General features: G+C 33.6%; 13 protein-coding genes. 3 read left to right on the top strand and 10 right to left on the bottom strand.

The features are described 5' to 3' along the window. The first annotated feature begins 18 nt into the window (after positions 1-18). Positions 19-267 (top strand): membrane protein insertion efficiency factor YidD, encoded by a 249-nt coding sequence (gene yidD / locus OZP06_RS12475; RefSeq protein ID WP_281323780.1) that lies wholly within the window; start codon positions 19-21, stop codon positions 265-267. A 74-nt stretch (positions 268-341) separates the two neighbouring features. Beyond that, positions 342-1,271, top strand: coding sequence for a prolipoprotein diacylglyceryl transferase (gene lgt / locus OZP06_RS12470; RefSeq protein ID WP_269222134.1), 930 nt, complete (start codon positions 342-344; stop codon positions 1,269-1,271). Between the two features lie 58 nt (positions 1,272-1,329). Here the strand turns inward: lgt and OZP06_RS12465 are convergent, their stop codons facing one another. Together OZP06_RS12465 and OZP06_RS12460 are read right to left on the bottom strand one after the other, a co-directional pair. Then, positions 1,330-1,620 (bottom strand): putative quinol monooxygenase, encoded by a 291-nt coding sequence (locus OZP06_RS12465; protein ID WP_281323779.1) that lies wholly within the window; start codon positions 1,618-1,620, stop codon positions 1,330-1,332. 2 nt (positions 1,621-1,622) lie between these two features. After that, positions 1,623-2,216 (bottom strand): NAD(P)H-dependent oxidoreductase, encoded by a 594-nt coding sequence (locus OZP06_RS12460; RefSeq protein WP_269222132.1) that lies wholly within the window; start codon positions 2,214-2,216, stop codon positions 1,623-1,625. A gap of 102 nt (positions 2,217-2,318) precedes the next feature. Here OZP06_RS12460 and OZP06_RS12455 point away from each other — a divergent pair, with 102 nt between their 5' ends. Further along, positions 2,319-3,212 carry a LysR family transcriptional regulator gene (locus tag OZP06_RS12455; RefSeq protein WP_269222131.1) on the top strand — a complete coding sequence of 298 codons (894 nt, stop codon included), beginning with the start codon at positions 2,319-2,321 and terminating at the stop codon, positions 3,210-3,212. A gap of 130 nt (positions 3,213-3,342) precedes the next feature. On the opposite strand, the gene secDF is transcribed toward OZP06_RS12455, so the two are convergent. The 8 genes from secDF to OZP06_RS12415 all read right to left on the bottom strand — a co-directional run bounded on the left by secDF (position 3,343) and on the right by OZP06_RS12415 (position 17,089). Continuing rightward, a complete protein-coding gene (secDF, locus tag OZP06_RS12450) occupies positions 3,343-6,312 on the bottom strand; it encodes a protein translocase subunit SecDF (protein ID WP_269222130.1) in 2,970 nt (989 codons plus the stop codon). Between the two features lie 225 nt (positions 6,313-6,537). Beyond that, the gene (locus tag OZP06_RS12445) at positions 6,538-7,473 is read right to left on the bottom strand and encodes a malate dehydrogenase (RefSeq protein ID WP_269222129.1); all 936 of its coding nucleotides are present in this window, start codon (positions 7,471-7,473) and stop codon (positions 6,538-6,540) included. A gap of 58 nt (positions 7,474-7,531) precedes the next feature. After that, positions 7,532-9,475 carry a DNA topoisomerase (ATP-hydrolyzing) subunit B gene (gyrB, locus tag OZP06_RS12440; protein ID WP_281240333.1) on the bottom strand — a complete coding sequence of 648 codons (1,944 nt, stop codon included), beginning with the start codon at positions 9,473-9,475 and terminating at the stop codon, positions 7,532-7,534. Positions 9,476-9,648: 173 nt separating this feature from the next. After that, positions 9,649-12,981, bottom strand: a complete 3,333-nt coding sequence (gene gatB/aspS, locus OZP06_RS12435) for a bifunctional amidotransferase subunit GatB/aspartate--tRNA ligase AspS (RefSeq protein ID WP_269222128.1) — start codon at positions 12,979-12,981, stop codon at positions 9,649-9,651. Next, positions 12,981-14,399, bottom strand: a complete 1,419-nt coding sequence (locus tag OZP06_RS12430; protein WP_269222127.1) for an amidase — start codon at positions 14,397-14,399, stop codon at positions 12,981-12,983. The genes gatB/aspS and OZP06_RS12430 overlap by 1 nt, the downstream gene beginning before the upstream one ends. Positions 14,400-14,402: 3 nt before the next feature. After that, positions 14,403-14,672, bottom strand: a complete 270-nt coding sequence (locus OZP06_RS12425) for a hypothetical protein (protein ID WP_264565168.1) — start codon at positions 14,670-14,672, stop codon at positions 14,403-14,405. Positions 14,673-14,926: 254 nt separating this feature from the next. Further along, the gene (locus tag OZP06_RS12420) at positions 14,927-16,552 is read right to left on the bottom strand and encodes an amidohydrolase (RefSeq protein ID WP_269222126.1); all 1,626 of its coding nucleotides are present in this window, start codon (positions 16,550-16,552) and stop codon (positions 14,927-14,929) included. Positions 16,553-16,639: 87 nt separating this feature from the next. Beyond that, entirely contained in the window at positions 16,640-17,089 is a 450-nt protein-coding gene (locus OZP06_RS12415; RefSeq protein ID WP_269222125.1) for a hypothetical protein, read from the bottom strand. Positions 17,090-17,178: the final 89 nt, after the last annotated feature.

Below are 17,178 nucleotides of genomic sequence, written 5' to 3'. Positions count from 1 at the left end.
ACTGATCATTTATAAAATATGTTAAACAAAATCCTCATCTATCCATTTGTATTACTCGTTCGGTTTTATCAGGGAGCTATTTCCCCTTTTACTCCAGCAGCTTGCCGATTTGAACCTACTTGTTCGAGTTATATGATTCAAGCATTGCAAATTCATGGATTATTTTACGGAGGTTATTTAGGCATAAAAAGGATTTTGAGTTGTCATCCTTGGGGCCGAAAAGGCTACGATCCTGTTCCTGAAAAAAAATGCGATCACAATCAATAAAAAGTGAATTCTTACCTTTTAGTTAACACAATTACTCAAATCAAAATAGTATTTTCACAAAAAATAAAAAATAAATGACACACGCTTTAAACATTGTTTGGAATCCTTCTGAAGGAATTGATTTAGGTTTTTTCATTATTCGCTTTTACAGTTTGATGTTCGTAATTGCTTTTGGTTTGGGTTGGTACATTATGAAACATATTTTTGAAAGAGAAAATGTTTCGATTGATAAATTGGATTCTTTATTTGTTTGGACCGTACTAGCCACATTAATTGGAGCTCGTTTGGGACATGTTTTCTTTTACGATTGGGAATATTACCGCAACAATTTAGCCGAAATTATTTTACCTTTCCGATTCAGTCCTAGTTTTAAATTTACAGGATACCAAGGATTAGCAAGTCACGGAGCAGCAATTTCGATCATTATCGCGATGTACTTCTTTAGTAAAAAAGTACTTAACAAACCGTTATTGTGGATTTTGGACCGAGTGGTAATTCCAGTAGCCAGTGGCGCTATTTTTGTGAGATTAGGTAATTTTTTCAACTCAGAAATTGTGGGTAAAGAGACGACCTCTCCATTTGGAATACGTTTTGTGAGAGATCAATTTACTCCAAACGAAGCTGTGAATGCAACACAATTAGCTACTCCAAAAGAAGCCTATAATGCTATAGCCACCAATCCTCAATATGCTAATTTACTAGAACAAGTTCCTGCTAAACATCCAGCTCAATTGTACGAAGCTTTTTGCTACATATTTGTTTTTGCAATATTATTTTTCTTGTATTGGAAAACGGATGCTAGAAAAAAAGCAGGCTATTTATTTGGTTTATTTTTAGTGCTATTATTCACAGTCCGTATCGTTGTTGAATCAGTAAAAGAAAGTCAAGGAGGATTTGAAAGCGATTTAGGAAACATATTATCAACCGGACAATGGTTGAGTATTCCTTTTATAATCGTGGGATTGTATTTTGCTATTACTGCAAAGAAAACAAGTGAATTATAAATTAAACATTCATAATACAAAAAAAAATAGCCACTGAAAATTATCAGTGGCTATTTTTTTAACCTATCCTTGAAGTCTTATATATCGTTGGTTTTTCTTCTAAGAAAAGATCAGTCTTTTGAATAAATTCCAGCAAATAAGGTTGCCTATTATGCAGATCCAGTCCTTCTTTATTTTTCCAAACCTCGTGAAAAATAAAAATATTTGGGTCATCACTATTTTGATGTAAATCATACTGTAGACATGCAGTTTCTTTTCTAGATTGGCCAACTAAGTTTACCAAAATCAACTCCAATTCTGCTCGATATTCTGATTTACTTTGAATAATTACTGTCAAATTTATTTTCATAATTAACTTAAAAATAATTGGGTTAAATGATTTTCATACAATTTTAAATCATTAATAACATCGGCGTTTTTTTCAATATCATGAAAATGCATACTTTTTAATGGAGTCATTCCGGTAAAAGCATTCATACGATGAAATCCAAATAAAGGACCATTGTCAACATTGGTTTCACCAAAGAACTCGCCAGGCAATGTAAATGCTTCTTTGGGAGCATTCCATGAAGTTGTAACCATATATTTTGTTCCGTGCAACATTCCTCCAGTCCCATAATTAATTGCTGGGTTCTTAGAGGAACGCCCATCACTTTTGTAAATACCTTTGTCATGACCTTCGGTAAATACGACATCTATGTATTTTTTAAAACCGTGAGGCAATTGAAACCACCAAATTGGAGTATGATAAATTACCACATCAGCCCAAACAAATTTTTCAACTTCTAGCGCTGGATCATATTCATCATTAATATCTGTACTTTTTACTTCAAACCCATCTTTGCTTTTAAAAAACTCAACAGTAGCATTTGTTATAGTTTGATTGAATCTTCCTCCAGAATGACCAAATTTTTGACCTCCGTTTATTATAAATATCTTTTTCATTTCTATTAGTTTAATTTGATGAGGCAAAATTACAACAGAAATCATTATTATTAAAATAACATAATTCATACCTTTGTATCATAATTATAATACTTAAATACAATGGTAAATTTAGAATGGTACCGGACTTTTAAATACATATACAAAACTGGAACCTTAACGGGTGCGGCAGAAGCATTATTTATCTCTCAACCAGGTGTTAGTTTACATTTAAGCTCTTTAGAAAGCTATGTCGGATATAAATTATTTGACAGAACCAGCCGAAAAATGATTCCAACAGAAAAGGGAAAAGTGTTGTATAATTTCATTACAGAAGCCCTCAGCAAACTAGAAGAAGCTGAAAAAAATTTCCAACGCAGCACAGAGAAAGATACACCAACAATTAGTATCGGAATGTGTTTTGAAACTTTTCAAATTACTTTAGAACCTTTTTTATCAACGTTTCCTTTTAATGTAATTATTCAATTCGGAGAATATCCAGAAATGATTGAAAACCTAGACAAAGGAATTTTAGATTTAATTATAACCCCTCAAATGATCATTAAAAATTCAATCGATTATCAAGCTTTTTCTTCAGAAACAATAGTTCTTATTGGAGGAAATGAAATAGATTCTGAAATATTTTATAATTTAGAAAAGCAAAATAACTTTGCAGCAATGGAACTTTGGCTAAAAGAGCAAAAATGGTATGGAACAACTGGAGACATGGAGCATTTGAGACGCTTTTGGCAGCTAAATTTCAACAAATATGCTGATTTCAGACCGAATTACATTGTTCCAAATTTAAACTCTATAGTGCGCTGTTTAAGCAACAGCAAAGGATTAGCAGTCTTACCAGACTTTTTGTGTAAAAATGAATTAGAAAGTGGAAAAATAAAACTTTTATGGAAGGGTAAAACTCCATTAAAGAATACCCTTTATTTTGCAAATAAAAAGAAAACTATCTATACCAATCAAATACAGTTAATAAAAGACACCTTTATAAAAATAATGTAATTTTCAACTTTTCAAATTAATCCAATTTGGTATAAAAAATGCAAATACTAAAATAAACTCTTCCAGTTATTATATATAAAAAAAAGATCCAACTTTCGTTGAATCTTTTTTTTTGACCTATTGCCAATTACTAGCTTTCTTGATGTTTTATTTCAACATTTTTCTTTTCTTCTCTAGAAATGGTATCCACCAATACTGGAGTAGCAATAAACAATGAAGAGTAAGTACCAATGATAATACCAATAAGCATAGCAAAGATAAATCCTCTAATAGATTCTCCACCAAATACAAACATTATTAATAATACCATAATCATAGTCAAAGAGGTATTAATCGTTCTAGACATGGTAGAGTTAATAGATTTATTAACAATTTCAGAGAATGAACCTTTAGTTTTACCATCCAAGAATTCACGTACTCTATCATATACAATTACAGTATCATTCATAGAATAACCAATAACAGTTAAGATAGCCGCAATAAAGTGCTGATCAATCTCCATACCGAAAGGCATATATTTCCAAAGCAAAGAGTAAACTCCTAATACGAAGATAACGTCATGCGCAACCGCTGCGATTGCACCTAAACTATATTGCCATTTTCTAAAACTAATTACTAAATATAAACCAACAATAAGCATAGCACCTAAAACAGCCCAGTATGCATTTGTTTTAATATCTTCAGCCACAGTTGGACCAACTTTTGAAGCCTGTACAATACCTAGTTTTTTACCATCGTAAGCATTTACAAACTTATCATAAGTCATATCAGAACCATAATGTTTTTTCAAGCTTTGAAACAGCATTTTGTTAACTTCTTCATCTGCAGCTCCACCAGTTTCTTGTATTTTATATTTTGTAGTGATTTTCAATTGATTGTCTTCACCAAAAATTTTAACCTCAGCACTTCCAAAAACAGCAGTTAATTCTTCTTTAATCTCTTCAGGTTTCATTGATTTGTCAAAACGAACTTGAAAAGTTCTACCTCCCACAAAATCAACACCTTGATCAAATCCATGTGTTGCAATCGATGCGATACTTACAATTGTAACTACAATAGAAAAAAGATACGTCCATTTTTTAATTCCTAAGAAATCAAAATGGAAATTAGTAAAGAAATTTTTAGAAAATTTAGTTACAAAAGATAAATCATTTTTACCAGCGATATTTTTGTCAATAAAAATTCTAGCAATAAAGATAGAAGTAAATAAAGAGGTAATAATACCAATTAACAAAGTAGTTGCAAAACCTTTGATTGGTCCAGATCCGAAAATAAATAATACAGCCCCCGTTAAAATGTGAGTTACATTCGCATCAACAATGGAACGCATTGCTCCAGTCCAGCTGTAAGAAGCTTTTACTGCTTCATCCAAAGTTTTACCTGCTCTTAATTCTTCCTTTGCTCTTTCATAAATAATGATATTGGCATCAACCGCAGTACCCATCGTTAAAACGATACCTGCAATACCAGGCAAAGTAAGTACAGCACCTAAGCTTGCCAAAATACCAAACATAAACAATAAGTTGACTGCTAAAGCAATATTGGCATACCAACCCGCTTTACCATAATAGATCATCATCCAAAGTGCAACTAAAAGCAATCCAATAACAGCCGAATTTGTACCATGATCAATTGCTTCTTGACCAAGGGATGGTCCTACCACTTCTGATTGGATTATTTCTGCAGCAGCTGGCAATTTACCTGCTCTTAAAACGTTAGCTAAATCTTTAGTTTCAGTAACATCAAAAGAACCAGAAATTTCAGATCTACCTCCAGCAATTGGTCCACTTGAAACTCCAGGAGCAGAATATACAATATCATCAAGAACGATAGCAATATTACTTTTTTGAGTATAAGCTCTACCTGTTAATTCTTCCCATTCTTTTGCACCAATGTTATTCATTTGCATAGAAACAGCTGGCTTACCCAATTGATCAAATGTATCACTAGCATCTGTTACAACACCACCACCCATTGAAGCAACATTATCTCTATTTCCTTTTAAAGCATACAATTCTACAACTTCAACTTCTTTTTGTTTTGCATCTTTAATAGTAGTTGGTTTTCCCCATACAAATTTTACATAACGTTGATCACCTGCTAATAAAATTCTGATGTCTGCCCTTTTAAAATAAGAATTAATTACAGCAGTATCTTTTGGAGAGAAAAGACCTAAAACTGGTCCACCACCTTGAGCAACAATTTTGTCAATAATAGGATTATTTCCTTTTTTAGTTGCTGTAGAATCTTTTCCGTCAGTTAACAAAGCACTTAATGAATCCTTTGCTACAGTTTTAGTTTCAACTTTAGCTATTTCAGTTTTTTTCAAAGCCTCATTAGCAGACATGATGAAATTCCCAATTTCTTCAACTTTATAAGTTTCCCAAAATTCTAATTGAGCAGTACTTTGCAATAATTTTTTGATTCTATCGATATCTTTTGCACCTGGAAGTTCTACAAGAATTTGTCCAGACTCTCCTAATTTTTGTATATTAGGTTGAGTTACACCAAATTTATCGATACGTTTTCTCAATACACCAAAAGCACTTTCAACTGATTCGTCAACTTTTCTTTTGATTACTTTTTGAACTTGAGCATCTGTCATTTGAAAAGTAACACCACCTTCACCTTGCAAACTTCTGTTAGCAAAAATATCAGGAGACGCCAATTTCACTGTTCCATTTGAATTTGCTTCAAATGCTTCGAAGAAAGCATCAAGATAGGCTTGATTTCCTTTTTTATTTGAAGTGGCATCAGCCAAAGATTTATTAAAAACTGGATTTTTCGAATTATTTGATAACCCTTTCAAAATGTCTTTTACAGAGATTTGAAGAGTCACATTGATTCCTCCTTCTAAGTCAAGACCTTTGTTAATTTGTTTATCTTTTACTTCATTAAATGTAAAATCAGTAAACCCTAAGCTAAACACTTTTTCTTTACCAATTGAATCTAAATATTTTACTTCTTTTTCTGGATTGTTACCAGCGAAAGTTTTTGCATCATTTTTCACTTTGCTAGAAACAAAAGTGAATGAAAGTTGGTAAATACTTACCAATGCAAATAGAATTGCGAAAAATTTAATAAGTCCTTTATTCTGCATTATTACTAAAAATTAATTATTTTTATTTATTTATTTTTGTTTTAAACCCTATAAAATAAGCCATTACATCATTTTTGAAAAACAAAAAAGAACTGCACGATCTATATCATTTTTTTTAAACCGAGCAAATATATAATTAACGGAAAGATTAACCAATTTATTTATTAATTAAAATCAAAAAAAAGACTGCAGAAATTGCAGTCTTCTTTCTTTATACGCAAATTATTATGCTAAAACAGTTTTCAAATCAGCATTCATGCTTTTTACAGCCTCTGCACTTTTTGCAAAAGCAGCTTTTTCAGCATCATTTAATTTAATATCAACTATTTGTTCTACTCCGTTTTTACCAATGATACAAGGCACTCCAATACAAATATCGTTTTGACCGTATTCACCGTCTAACATAACGGAACAAGCAATCATTTTCTTTTGATCATTCAAAATACTATCTACTAAATAAGCAACAGAAGCTCCTGGAGCATACCAAGCTGAAGTCCCCAATAAACCTGTTAAAGTTGCTCCTCCTACCATAGTGGCTGCTGCAACTTTTTCTAATTCTTCTTGAGATAAAAACTCAGAAACTGGGATACCATTATAAGCTGCCAATCTAGTTAAAGGGATCATGGTAGTATCTCCATGCCCTCCAATAACCATCGCAGAGATATCATTTTGTGGTTTATTCAATGCTTTAGATAAATAATATCTAAAACGTGAGCTATCTAAAGCCCCACCCATACCAATAATTCTATTTTTAGGCAATCCAGTTGATTTCAATGCCAAATAAGTCATTGTATCCATTGGATTTGAAACTACAACTACAATACAATTTGGTGAATGTGCTAATACATTCTCAGCAACTGTTTTAACAATTCCAGCATTAATTCCTATTAATTCTTCTCTTGTCATTCCTGGTTTTCTAGGAATTCCTGAAGTGATCACAACCACATCACTGTTTGCTGTTTTAGAATAATCATTTGTAACTCCAGATAAATTTGTATTAAACCCAGTATTTGTAGCACACTGCATAATATCCATTGCTTTACCTTCGGCAAAACCTTCTTTAATATCTAATAATACTACTTCACTTGCAATTCCTCTATAAGAAATTGAATCTGCACAGGATGCTCCCACATTTCCTGCTCCAACAATGGTAACTTTCATTTTTATTTGTTTTTATTAATTTCAAATTAAAAAAGAAAAATACAGTTCCTTTAATAAATTACGCATCGATATTTGCGTAAACTGCATTTTTCTCGATAAAATCTCTTCTTGGCGGTACCTCATCGCCCATTAACATAGAGAAAACTCTATCTGCCTCTGCTAAACTATCAATATTCACTTGACGTAATGTTCTGAATGACGGGTCCATTGTAGTTTCCCACAATTGCTCTGCGTTCATCTCTCCAAGACCTTTATAACGCTGTATACCAGCACTACCACCCATTCTATCATTTGCTTGATCACGCTGAACATCATTCCAAGCATATTCTTTTTTATTTCCTTTTTTAACTAAATACAAAGGAGGCGCCGCAATATAAACATGTCCTTCTTCTATTAACTCTTTCATAAAACGGAAAAAGAAAGTCAATATTAAAGTAGAGATATGACTACCATCGACATCGGCATCACACATAATAATTACTTTATGGTATCGTAATTTTGAAATATTCAATGCCTTACTGTCTTCATCAGTTCCAACAGTTACTCCAAGTGCTGTAAAAATATTTCGAATTTCTTCGTTTTCAAACACTTTATGATGCATTGCTTTTTCAACATTTAGAATCTTACCCCTCAAAGGCAAAATGGCTTGAAATGCACGATCACGACCTTGTTTTGCCGTACCCCCTGCGGAATCTCCCTCGACAAGATATACTTCACATTTTGCAGGATCTTGTTCCGAACAATCGGATAATTTTCCAGGCAATCCTCCGCCACCCATAACGGTTTTGCGTTGCACCATTTCGCGTGCTTTTTTAGCGGCATGACGTGCTTGTGCTGCAAGAATTACTTTTTGAACAATAATGCGAGCATCATTTGGATTTTCTTCCAAATAGTTCTCGATCATTTCACTTACCGCTTGACTCACTGGAGATACTACCTCACGGTTTCCAAGCTTAGTTTTGGTTTGCCCCTCAAATTGAGGTTCAGCTACTTTTACAGAAATAATTGCTGTTAGTCCTTCACGGAAATCATCTCCAGAGATATCAAACTTCAATTTATCCAACATTCCAGAAGCATCTGCATATTTCTTCAACGATCTTGTTAGACCCGTCCTAAAACCTTGTAGATGTGTTCCTCCTTCGTGAGTATTAATATTATTTACATAAGAAAAAATATTCTCCGAGTAACTTGTATTATATATCAAAGCTACCTCAACTGGAATTTCTCCTTTTTCATTATCCATCGAGATTACGTGCGCTATAATTGGCTCACGATTTCCATCAAGGTAACGAATATATTCTTTTAATCCTTCAGAAGAATGGAATATTTCAGAAACGAAATTTCCATCTTTATCCACTTCTCTTTTATCAGTGAAAGTAATTGTAATCCCTTTATTCAAATAAGACAACTCACGCATACGAGATGACAAAGTATCATAAGAATACTCTATTGTCTGAGTAAAAATCGAAGGATCTGGGTAGAAAGTTACTATTGTACCTCTTTTGGTTGTTTCGCCAATTTGTTTTACTGGATAAAGCGCTTTTCCTTTTTCATATTCCTGTTCATATACTTTACCATCACTACTATGAACAGTTGCTCTTAAATGATTTGACAAAGCATTTACCACCGAAACCCCCACACCGTGAAGTCCTCCAGAAACTTTATATGAATCTTTATCGAATTTACCTCCAGCACCAATTTTAGTCATTACAACTTCTAATGCGGAAACACCTTCTTTTTTATGAATTCCTACTGGAATACCACGTCCATTATCTTCTACAGTAATAGAACCATCTTCATTAATATCTACCCTTATCGTATCACAATGGCCTCCCATTGCCTCATCGATTGAGTTATCTACTACTTCATAAACTAAATGATGTAACCCTCTTACACCAACATCTCCAATGTACATCGATGGACGCATTCTCACATGCTCCATTCCTTCTAAAGCCTGAATACTGTCTGCTGAATAATTGTCCTTCTTGATTTCTTCGCTCATATATTTTAATCTAAAAAAATGTGGTTTTCGTCTAACACGCAAATATAGAAAATTGTTACCTATTTAACCTCTTAATTCTCGTTTTAAGCTCTTAAGTTATTAACATTTATGGTTTATATCCAACAAAAAAACGCCTTCAAAATAGAAGACGTTTTTATCATTATTTATTAAAATTAATTTCTAATTATTCGAACATTCATTTCTTCTACCTTTTTATCAGATAAAAGTGAGGGCGCACCAAATAATAAATCTTCGCTAGTTCCAGTTTTCGGGAAAGCCATCACTTCTCTAATGGATGCTTTTTTCTCTAAAATCATCATTAAACGGTCAATTCCCCAAGCAATTCCTCCGTGTGGCGGTGCGCCGTATTGAAAAGCTTTATGCATCGTTCCTACACTTTTCATCATCTCTTCTTTGTTGTAGCCCATATTTCTATATGTCGCTTCCAGAATTTCCGATTTATGCGCACGAACTGATCCTCCTCCAATTTCGTAACCGTTTAAGATTATATCGTATTGTTGCGCTATAATGGTTCCAATTTCGTCATCATCCCCTTTCATGTGCTTTTGCAAATCATAAATCGCAGGCATCGAGAATGGATTGTGCGTAAAAGTCCATCTACCCTCATCTGTTCTTTCAAACATTGGAAAATCAATTACCCAAGCTGGACATAATTCCTTCGGATTAATTAAGTGCAATATTTTACCCATTTCTTGACGAACAGCATCCAAAGCTTTGTTGGCAGTGGCGTAATCTGCTGCTGAAAAGAAAACAATATCCCCAACTTGTGCGTCAGTTGCTTTTATAATTCCAGCCGCAATATCTTCACCTAAAAACTTAATAATTGGCGATTGCAATTCATCCTCATTCACAATAATATAAGCCAATCCGCCTAAGCCGTGCTGTTGAGCAATAGCGGTTAGGTTTTCGATCTGCCCTTTAGACATACGCTTGTTTCCTTGCTCTTTGGCCGAGACTTTAATACATTTTACAATTCCACCGTCTTCAATAGGCTTACTAAATACTTGAAAAGTGGTATCTTTTACAATATGGGTAATGTCTTGCATCTTTAAGCCGTAACGTAAATCGGGTCTATCACAACCGTAGAAATCCATCGCGTCTTTGTATGTAATTACTTCAAAAGGACGTAAAATCCACTTATTGCCATATATTTTCTTCACTACTTCATTAAACATTTTTGTGTTTAAATCTATAATCTGTTGCATACTCGCATAGGCCATTTCCATATCCAATTGTGTAAATTCCGGTTGACGATCTCCACGAGAATCTTCATCTCTAAAACAACGCGCAATTTGGAAATACTTTTCATACCCACTCACCATCAACATTTGTTTGAACTGTTGCGGCGCTTGCGGCAAAGTATAAAAGAAACCAGCTTGTTTACGTGTAGGAACAATAAATTCTCGTGCACCTTCATCGGTTCCTGCACTTAAAATTGGGGTTTCAATTTCTAAAAATTCTTCTTCATCCAAAATGTCACGCAATAATTTAATTACTTTATGACGGTTTACGATTGCTCGTCGCACTTCTTCATTTCTATGATCTAAGAACTTGTATTGAAAACGAATTGCTTCGTTTGTTTTTGCCGCTCTCTTGATTTCAAAAGGTAACGTCTTCGATAAGTTTAAAATCTCTAATACTGAAGTTTCCAATTCTATTTTACCAGTACGCAATCCTGCATTATAATCATCTTCATTACGACCTACTACTTTACCTGTCACTGAAATTACCGATTCCGGTTTTAATTTCACCAACTCATCTATATTAGGGAATGATTCCCTGCTGATTCGCACTTGAAAAATTTCATAACTGGAATCACGCAAATCAATAAACATCAATTCTCCGTGGTCACGAACACTGGCAACCCAACCAGACAAAATCACTTCTTGCTGGATGTTTTCTTCGGATAATTGTGAAATTTTATGTGTTCTATACGTATCCTTTATAATAATAGGAATTTCAGGAAGCGATTCTTCTTGACTTTCTTTATTTTCTGCAATAATTTCTTTGGAAACTTTTTCGGAGGCTTCTTTCTTCTCTAAAATAGCGGCAGCACCCAATTTATCTAAAATAATCTGACGAATTACTTTACCATTCGCTCCTTTTCCAATAATTCCTAAAACTTTACCAACTAAAATACCCGCTTTTCCTTGGTCTCCAGCTTTAATATCATTGGCAACAGCCTCATTTTCTGAAATTACTTTAGCAATAACTTCTTGTACTTTATCTTCCGAAATGGTATTTTCTTCAAAGTACTTGTTGTAGTCAAAAGTTCGATCTTTCAAATAACCTGTAATCGCATTTTGAACTAAAACTGCCGTAATTTTTTCAGCTTTAAATAATTTAAAAATATCCGTTAAATGGGCAATACTATGGATTTCCGAGTAATCTTCTGCCTTAATATTGTTCGCCAAAGTTTTAGCAACAAACGAAGGATCTTTAATTTCATTATTTATTTCTACAAATATTTGCGAACGCAACTTATCTGCCGTAAAAAACTTAGCGTCTTGCGGTAAAACGCCTCCATTAATTAAAATAGACTCAACAGCATAAGGCAAAGCGCTAGTATCGACTTTAATAGCTTCAATTTCACTTTTAATATTTACAAAAGGCAAATCCGGTTCCGAAATAAAACGGTAATCGGCTTCAAATTCTTTTTTACGCATTACTTTGGTTTGCTTTAAATCAGCATCCCACAAAACCGTAGTTTGATCCGGTCTAAATTCTTTGTGTTCTATATAATAATTGAACTGTTTTTCTACTTCTTCTTTCAATGCTTCCACCATAAACTTAAACGAGTTCAAGTTTTTGATTTCCGTTCTTGGATTTAATTCGTAACTGTGTTTTTTACGTAAAGACACCGAAACATCCGATTTAAACTCTCCTTTTTCTAAATTCGCTTCAGAGATTCCTAAGTTTTGTACAATACGCTGAATGTACTGAGCATAGGTCGAAGCATCTTCAATATTACGAATACAAGGTTCTGTAACAATTTCAATCAACGGAACACCCGCTTTGTTAAAATCAACTAACGAAATTTTCTTTTCGTGCATCAATTTTGCGGCATCTTCTTCAATATGAACCTGAGTTAAATTCACGGTAAATTGAGAACCGTCATTTCTATAACAAGAAACTTGTCCGTCAGGAATTATTGGATTGTGAAATTGCGTTATTTGAATATTCTTTGGATTATCTGGATATTCGTAATGTTTTCTATCCCAAGATATCACTTCATTACTAAATGACGAACCAACGGCTTTTCCAAAATAAATTGCTTTTGTAATCGCTTCTTTGTTTAAAGCTGGTAAAACGCCCATTTGTCCCGTACAAACGGAACATATATTTTCGTTAGGTGTTTCTATTTCTTGATTTGGACAAGAACAAAACAACTTGGTTTTGGTATTCAATCGAACGTGAGTTTCAAGTCCAACTACCAATTCTAAATCGTGGGCTTTTATAGCCGCAGTTAATTGCTCCAATTCCATTATATTGTATCTTTTAAGAAGTTAGCAAACTTCAACACTAATTCATCATTATTTTTTGCTGCAGTAATTTGCAATCCGGTGCTTGTTCCTTGTGGCACGGTCAAAGTTGGCAATTGTCCCAAACTAAAACCAACAGTATAAGCATCCGATAAATACATCGCCAAAGGATCTTTCAAACTGTCTCCAATTTTAGGCGGAGTACTTGGTGTAACTGGCGATAAGATAATATCAACTTCTTGAAAATCTTTACTGAAGTTTTCAGAAATTTGGTCTCTTAAAGCCAATCCTTTTAAATATATTTCATCCGAAAAACCTTGAGACAGCACTTGGTTTCCTCCAACAATTCTGCGTTTTGTTTCTTCTGAAAAGTTTTCAGAACGAGTAACAGCGTAGGTTTCAATTAAATTCTCTGCTTCGATACGGTTTCCATAATTCGTTCCGTCTAAACGAGATAAATTGGAAGCGGTTTCAGCCATTGCCAACGTATAATAAGTTGAAACTAAAATATCCGATTTAAAGAAATCCAATTCTTTTACCGCAATTCCTTTGGCTTTCAGTTTTTCGATAGTAGCTAAGAAATCGGCTTTTATTTGAATATCAATCGCATCATTTTCAATAAAGTTTTTAAAATACCCAATTTTACCCAAACCTTTCAGAGTTTTAAACTCTGAAAGGGATTTTATTGCATCTTCACTAATTTCTGTTGAAGTGATGGAAGTTTGATCTTTTAGATCTTTCCCGCTCATTACGTTTAACACAATTCGGATATCCTCAATTGATTTAGCCAATGGACCAACACAATCTGTTGAGGACGCATAAGCCATAAGTCCAAATCTCGAGATTCGTCCGTAAGTTGGTTTGAAACCGTAAATATGATTATACCCAGCAGGCTGACGAATCGAACCTCCGGTATCGCCACCAATTGAAAACGCAGTATATTCTTTTGCTACGTTTACAGCAGATCCTCCGCTTGAACCTCCTGCAACCAATGTTGGATCAATTGCGTTTTTTACAGCACCAAAAATCGTGTTTTCGCTAGAAGAACCGTGACCAAAACTATCACAGTTTTCTTTTACTAATGGAATAGCGCCAGCATCCAATAATTTTTGAATTGCAGTGGCAGTGTAAGGTGATTTATATTTTTTTAACAAATCAGAACTTGCAGTAGCGTATGTTCCTTGCAACATATACACATCTTTTATACCAAAAGGAATTCCTTCTAACAAACCTATTGTTTCTCCATTTGCAATTTTAGCATCTACTTTAGCAGCTAAATCTAAAGCCAAAGTATCTAACAAAGAATTTACTGAATTATAGGTATTTTGTTTAAGTAAGTCTAATTTTTCTTGTACCAAAGCCGTACAAGTTATTTGTTTTGACACCAATTGTTGGTGTATTTTTTTTATCTGAGAATCCATTTTTTATCCTTCTATAACTTTAGCAACTACTAAAAAACCATTTTTCTTGTTCGGGAAGTTTTCTAAAATTATTTGTTTCTCAATAGCCGAACTCTCTATCACAACATCTTCTCTTAAATTATTTACAGACACACAATTACGATTGACATTATTTGCAGTATTGTTATTTGAAGGAAGTGCATTTTTAATTACATCAAATAATTTGTTCACGCTCTCGGAAGGCTGTGCTCCTTTAATACTCGACAATATGTCGACTGTCATCGTTTTGCTCATAATTTTATTTCGTTTTAAAATCAAACTTTTAAGGTGGCGAATTTACAAAAGTTTTATTTGGGAATCCCATTTTTTTCAATGATTTCGATAGTTTTCAGTTAAAGAACCTTACTATTTAACATTATGTTAGAATTAAATGTATTTTGTAGCACTATTGTGAAATGAACCGATGGAATGATAAAAAAATATAACAAATAAGCCGTTGAGTGTAATTATTCTCAACCTATAATGCTAAAATTTTATACCCTTAAAAATTATTTCACTTTTACTCCTTTCAAAAACACCTGACTCGGTTTTAATTTTACCATTTGCTTTTCATCAATTTTCATCAAATCCTGATCAAACAGAACAAAATCAGCCCATTTACCCACCTCAAGACTTCCTTTTTCTTTTTCTTCAAAATTGGAAAAAGCTGCCCAAATGGTCATTCCTCTAAGTGTTTCTTCTCTAGTCAAAGCATTTTCCATCTGAAAACCTACCGTTGGATAATTCTTGCTGTCCTTTCTCACCACAGCGGCATGAAAAGTGAGCATTGGATTAACCTCCTCAATAGGAAAGTCGGTACCTAATGCAACGATGCCGGCCTTTTGAAGTAATTTTTTATAAGCATACGCATTTTTCAATCGATCACTCCCTAATCGTCCTCCCGCCCAATACATATCAGACGTAGCATGTGTTGGTTGTACCGAAGGAATAATACCAGTTTTAAAATAATCGAAATCGGCTTCCTGTATTACTTGCGCATGTTCTATTTTCCATCTTCGGTCTTTTTTACCAGTCAACACTTCTTTGTATATTTTCAATAAAACAGTATTGGCAGAATCGCCAATTGCATGAGAATTCAATTGAAAAGGAGAATTGGCAATTTGCTTGGCAGTCTTTTTTAATTCTTCCACTGAAGAAAGCATCGCTCCATATTTCTTTGGACTATCCGAATACGGTTTGTGCAAACAAGCACCGCGAGAACCCAATGCACCATCTCCATACATTTTAAAAGAACACACATTTAAATTATCTGTTTTGTAAATTCCTTTTTTTAGATACAAATCAATATTCTTCTGATTAGCCGTAATCATGGCATAAATATTAATTTTCAAAACTTTTACTTTTTGCAGACTATCCATTAAATTAATAATGTCTGGATCCAAACCTGCATCATTCACTGTTGTCAACCCGTATTGAAACATCACTTTTTCCGCATCTAATAATGCAGCAATTTGTTTTTTACGATTAGGCTTCGGTATTATTTTAAAAACCAATTCCATTGGATTATCAACTAAAACACCAGTAGGTTCTCCATTTTTCAAAACAATTTCGCCACCAACGGCTTTTGTCTTTTTTGTAATTCCTGCCAATTTCAAAGCCACACTATTTACAACAATAGCATGACCATCGATGCGATTTAAAACCACAGGAATAGTTGGAAAAGCTGCATCTAAATCTTCTTTGGTTGGAAATTTGGCCACTTGCCAATCGTTTTGATCCCATCCGTTACCAACAATAAAATCAGGATTTTTTTCATTCTGAAATTTCTTTATTCGATCGATAACTTCTGCCATGCTTTTCGTTCCGCGCAAATCAACCTCTTGCAAACTTAATCCATAACTATAAAAATGACAATGTGCATCATACAAACCAGGGTAGATAAATTTCCCTTTTGCATCAATAGTATTTTTGGAATCATAGCCTTTTGCGATTTCATCATTGGAACCAATAGCAACAATTTTACCCGATTGAATTGCCATAGCCGAAGCTTTGCCAAAATCATTGTTTACGGTATAAATAGTAGCATCAGTGATAATAGTGTCTACAGTAATTTTATTTTTTTGATTACAGGAAACCAATAAAACCAAAGAAAACAGAAAAGAAAATTTCTTCATAATAAACAGTTTAATTATTGAAGCTAATATAAAAAAAAGAGCTCCAATAAACTGTAAATTTTAGAATGAATTATTTTAAAGATTAGACTACAAAATTTCTTCTATTATATATGTAGTAGTATTAATTTCAAAAGTAAAGTCCACTTGATTTCCCATCAATTTATTTCCCAAAGGAGATTGAGGCGACAAAGCAATAACATTAATACCCTCAACATTAATTTTTGGAAGTGCAAGACTCAGGTACAAATAAATCCCATTGGCTTTGACCAAACTTCCTAAAACAATAGTTTCGGCAACTATGGAAGCGTCTATTTTATCCAAGACTGCTTTTTGTGTCAATACTTCTTTGAGTTTTGTATTGAGTTTTTCTTGTTCAATATGCATCATCGACAACGCGGTCTCATGCTTATCCCCTGCCGAACCTTTGGCATCATTCTTTGAATCCTCGGTCAAAGCTACAATCATGTCTTTGAAAACATCGATTCTATCTTGAACTAATTGATGGTATTGTTGGTATATTTTTTGTTTGAAAGTCATGGGAAGGGTTTAACCGCAAAGTTCGCAAAGATTTACGCACGGTTCGCAAAGCTAATTTAAAATTTAATAAAAAAATCCATAAATACCGT

The sequence above is a fragment of the Flavobacterium sp. IMCC34518 genome (assembly GCF_027111095.2).
In the GTDB taxonomy this organism is placed as follows: Bacteria; Bacteroidota; Bacteroidia; order Flavobacteriales; family Flavobacteriaceae; genus Flavobacterium; species Flavobacterium praedii.
Note: the sequence above shows the minus strand (reverse complement) of the source record. Positions and strands in the feature narration are given on the sequence as shown.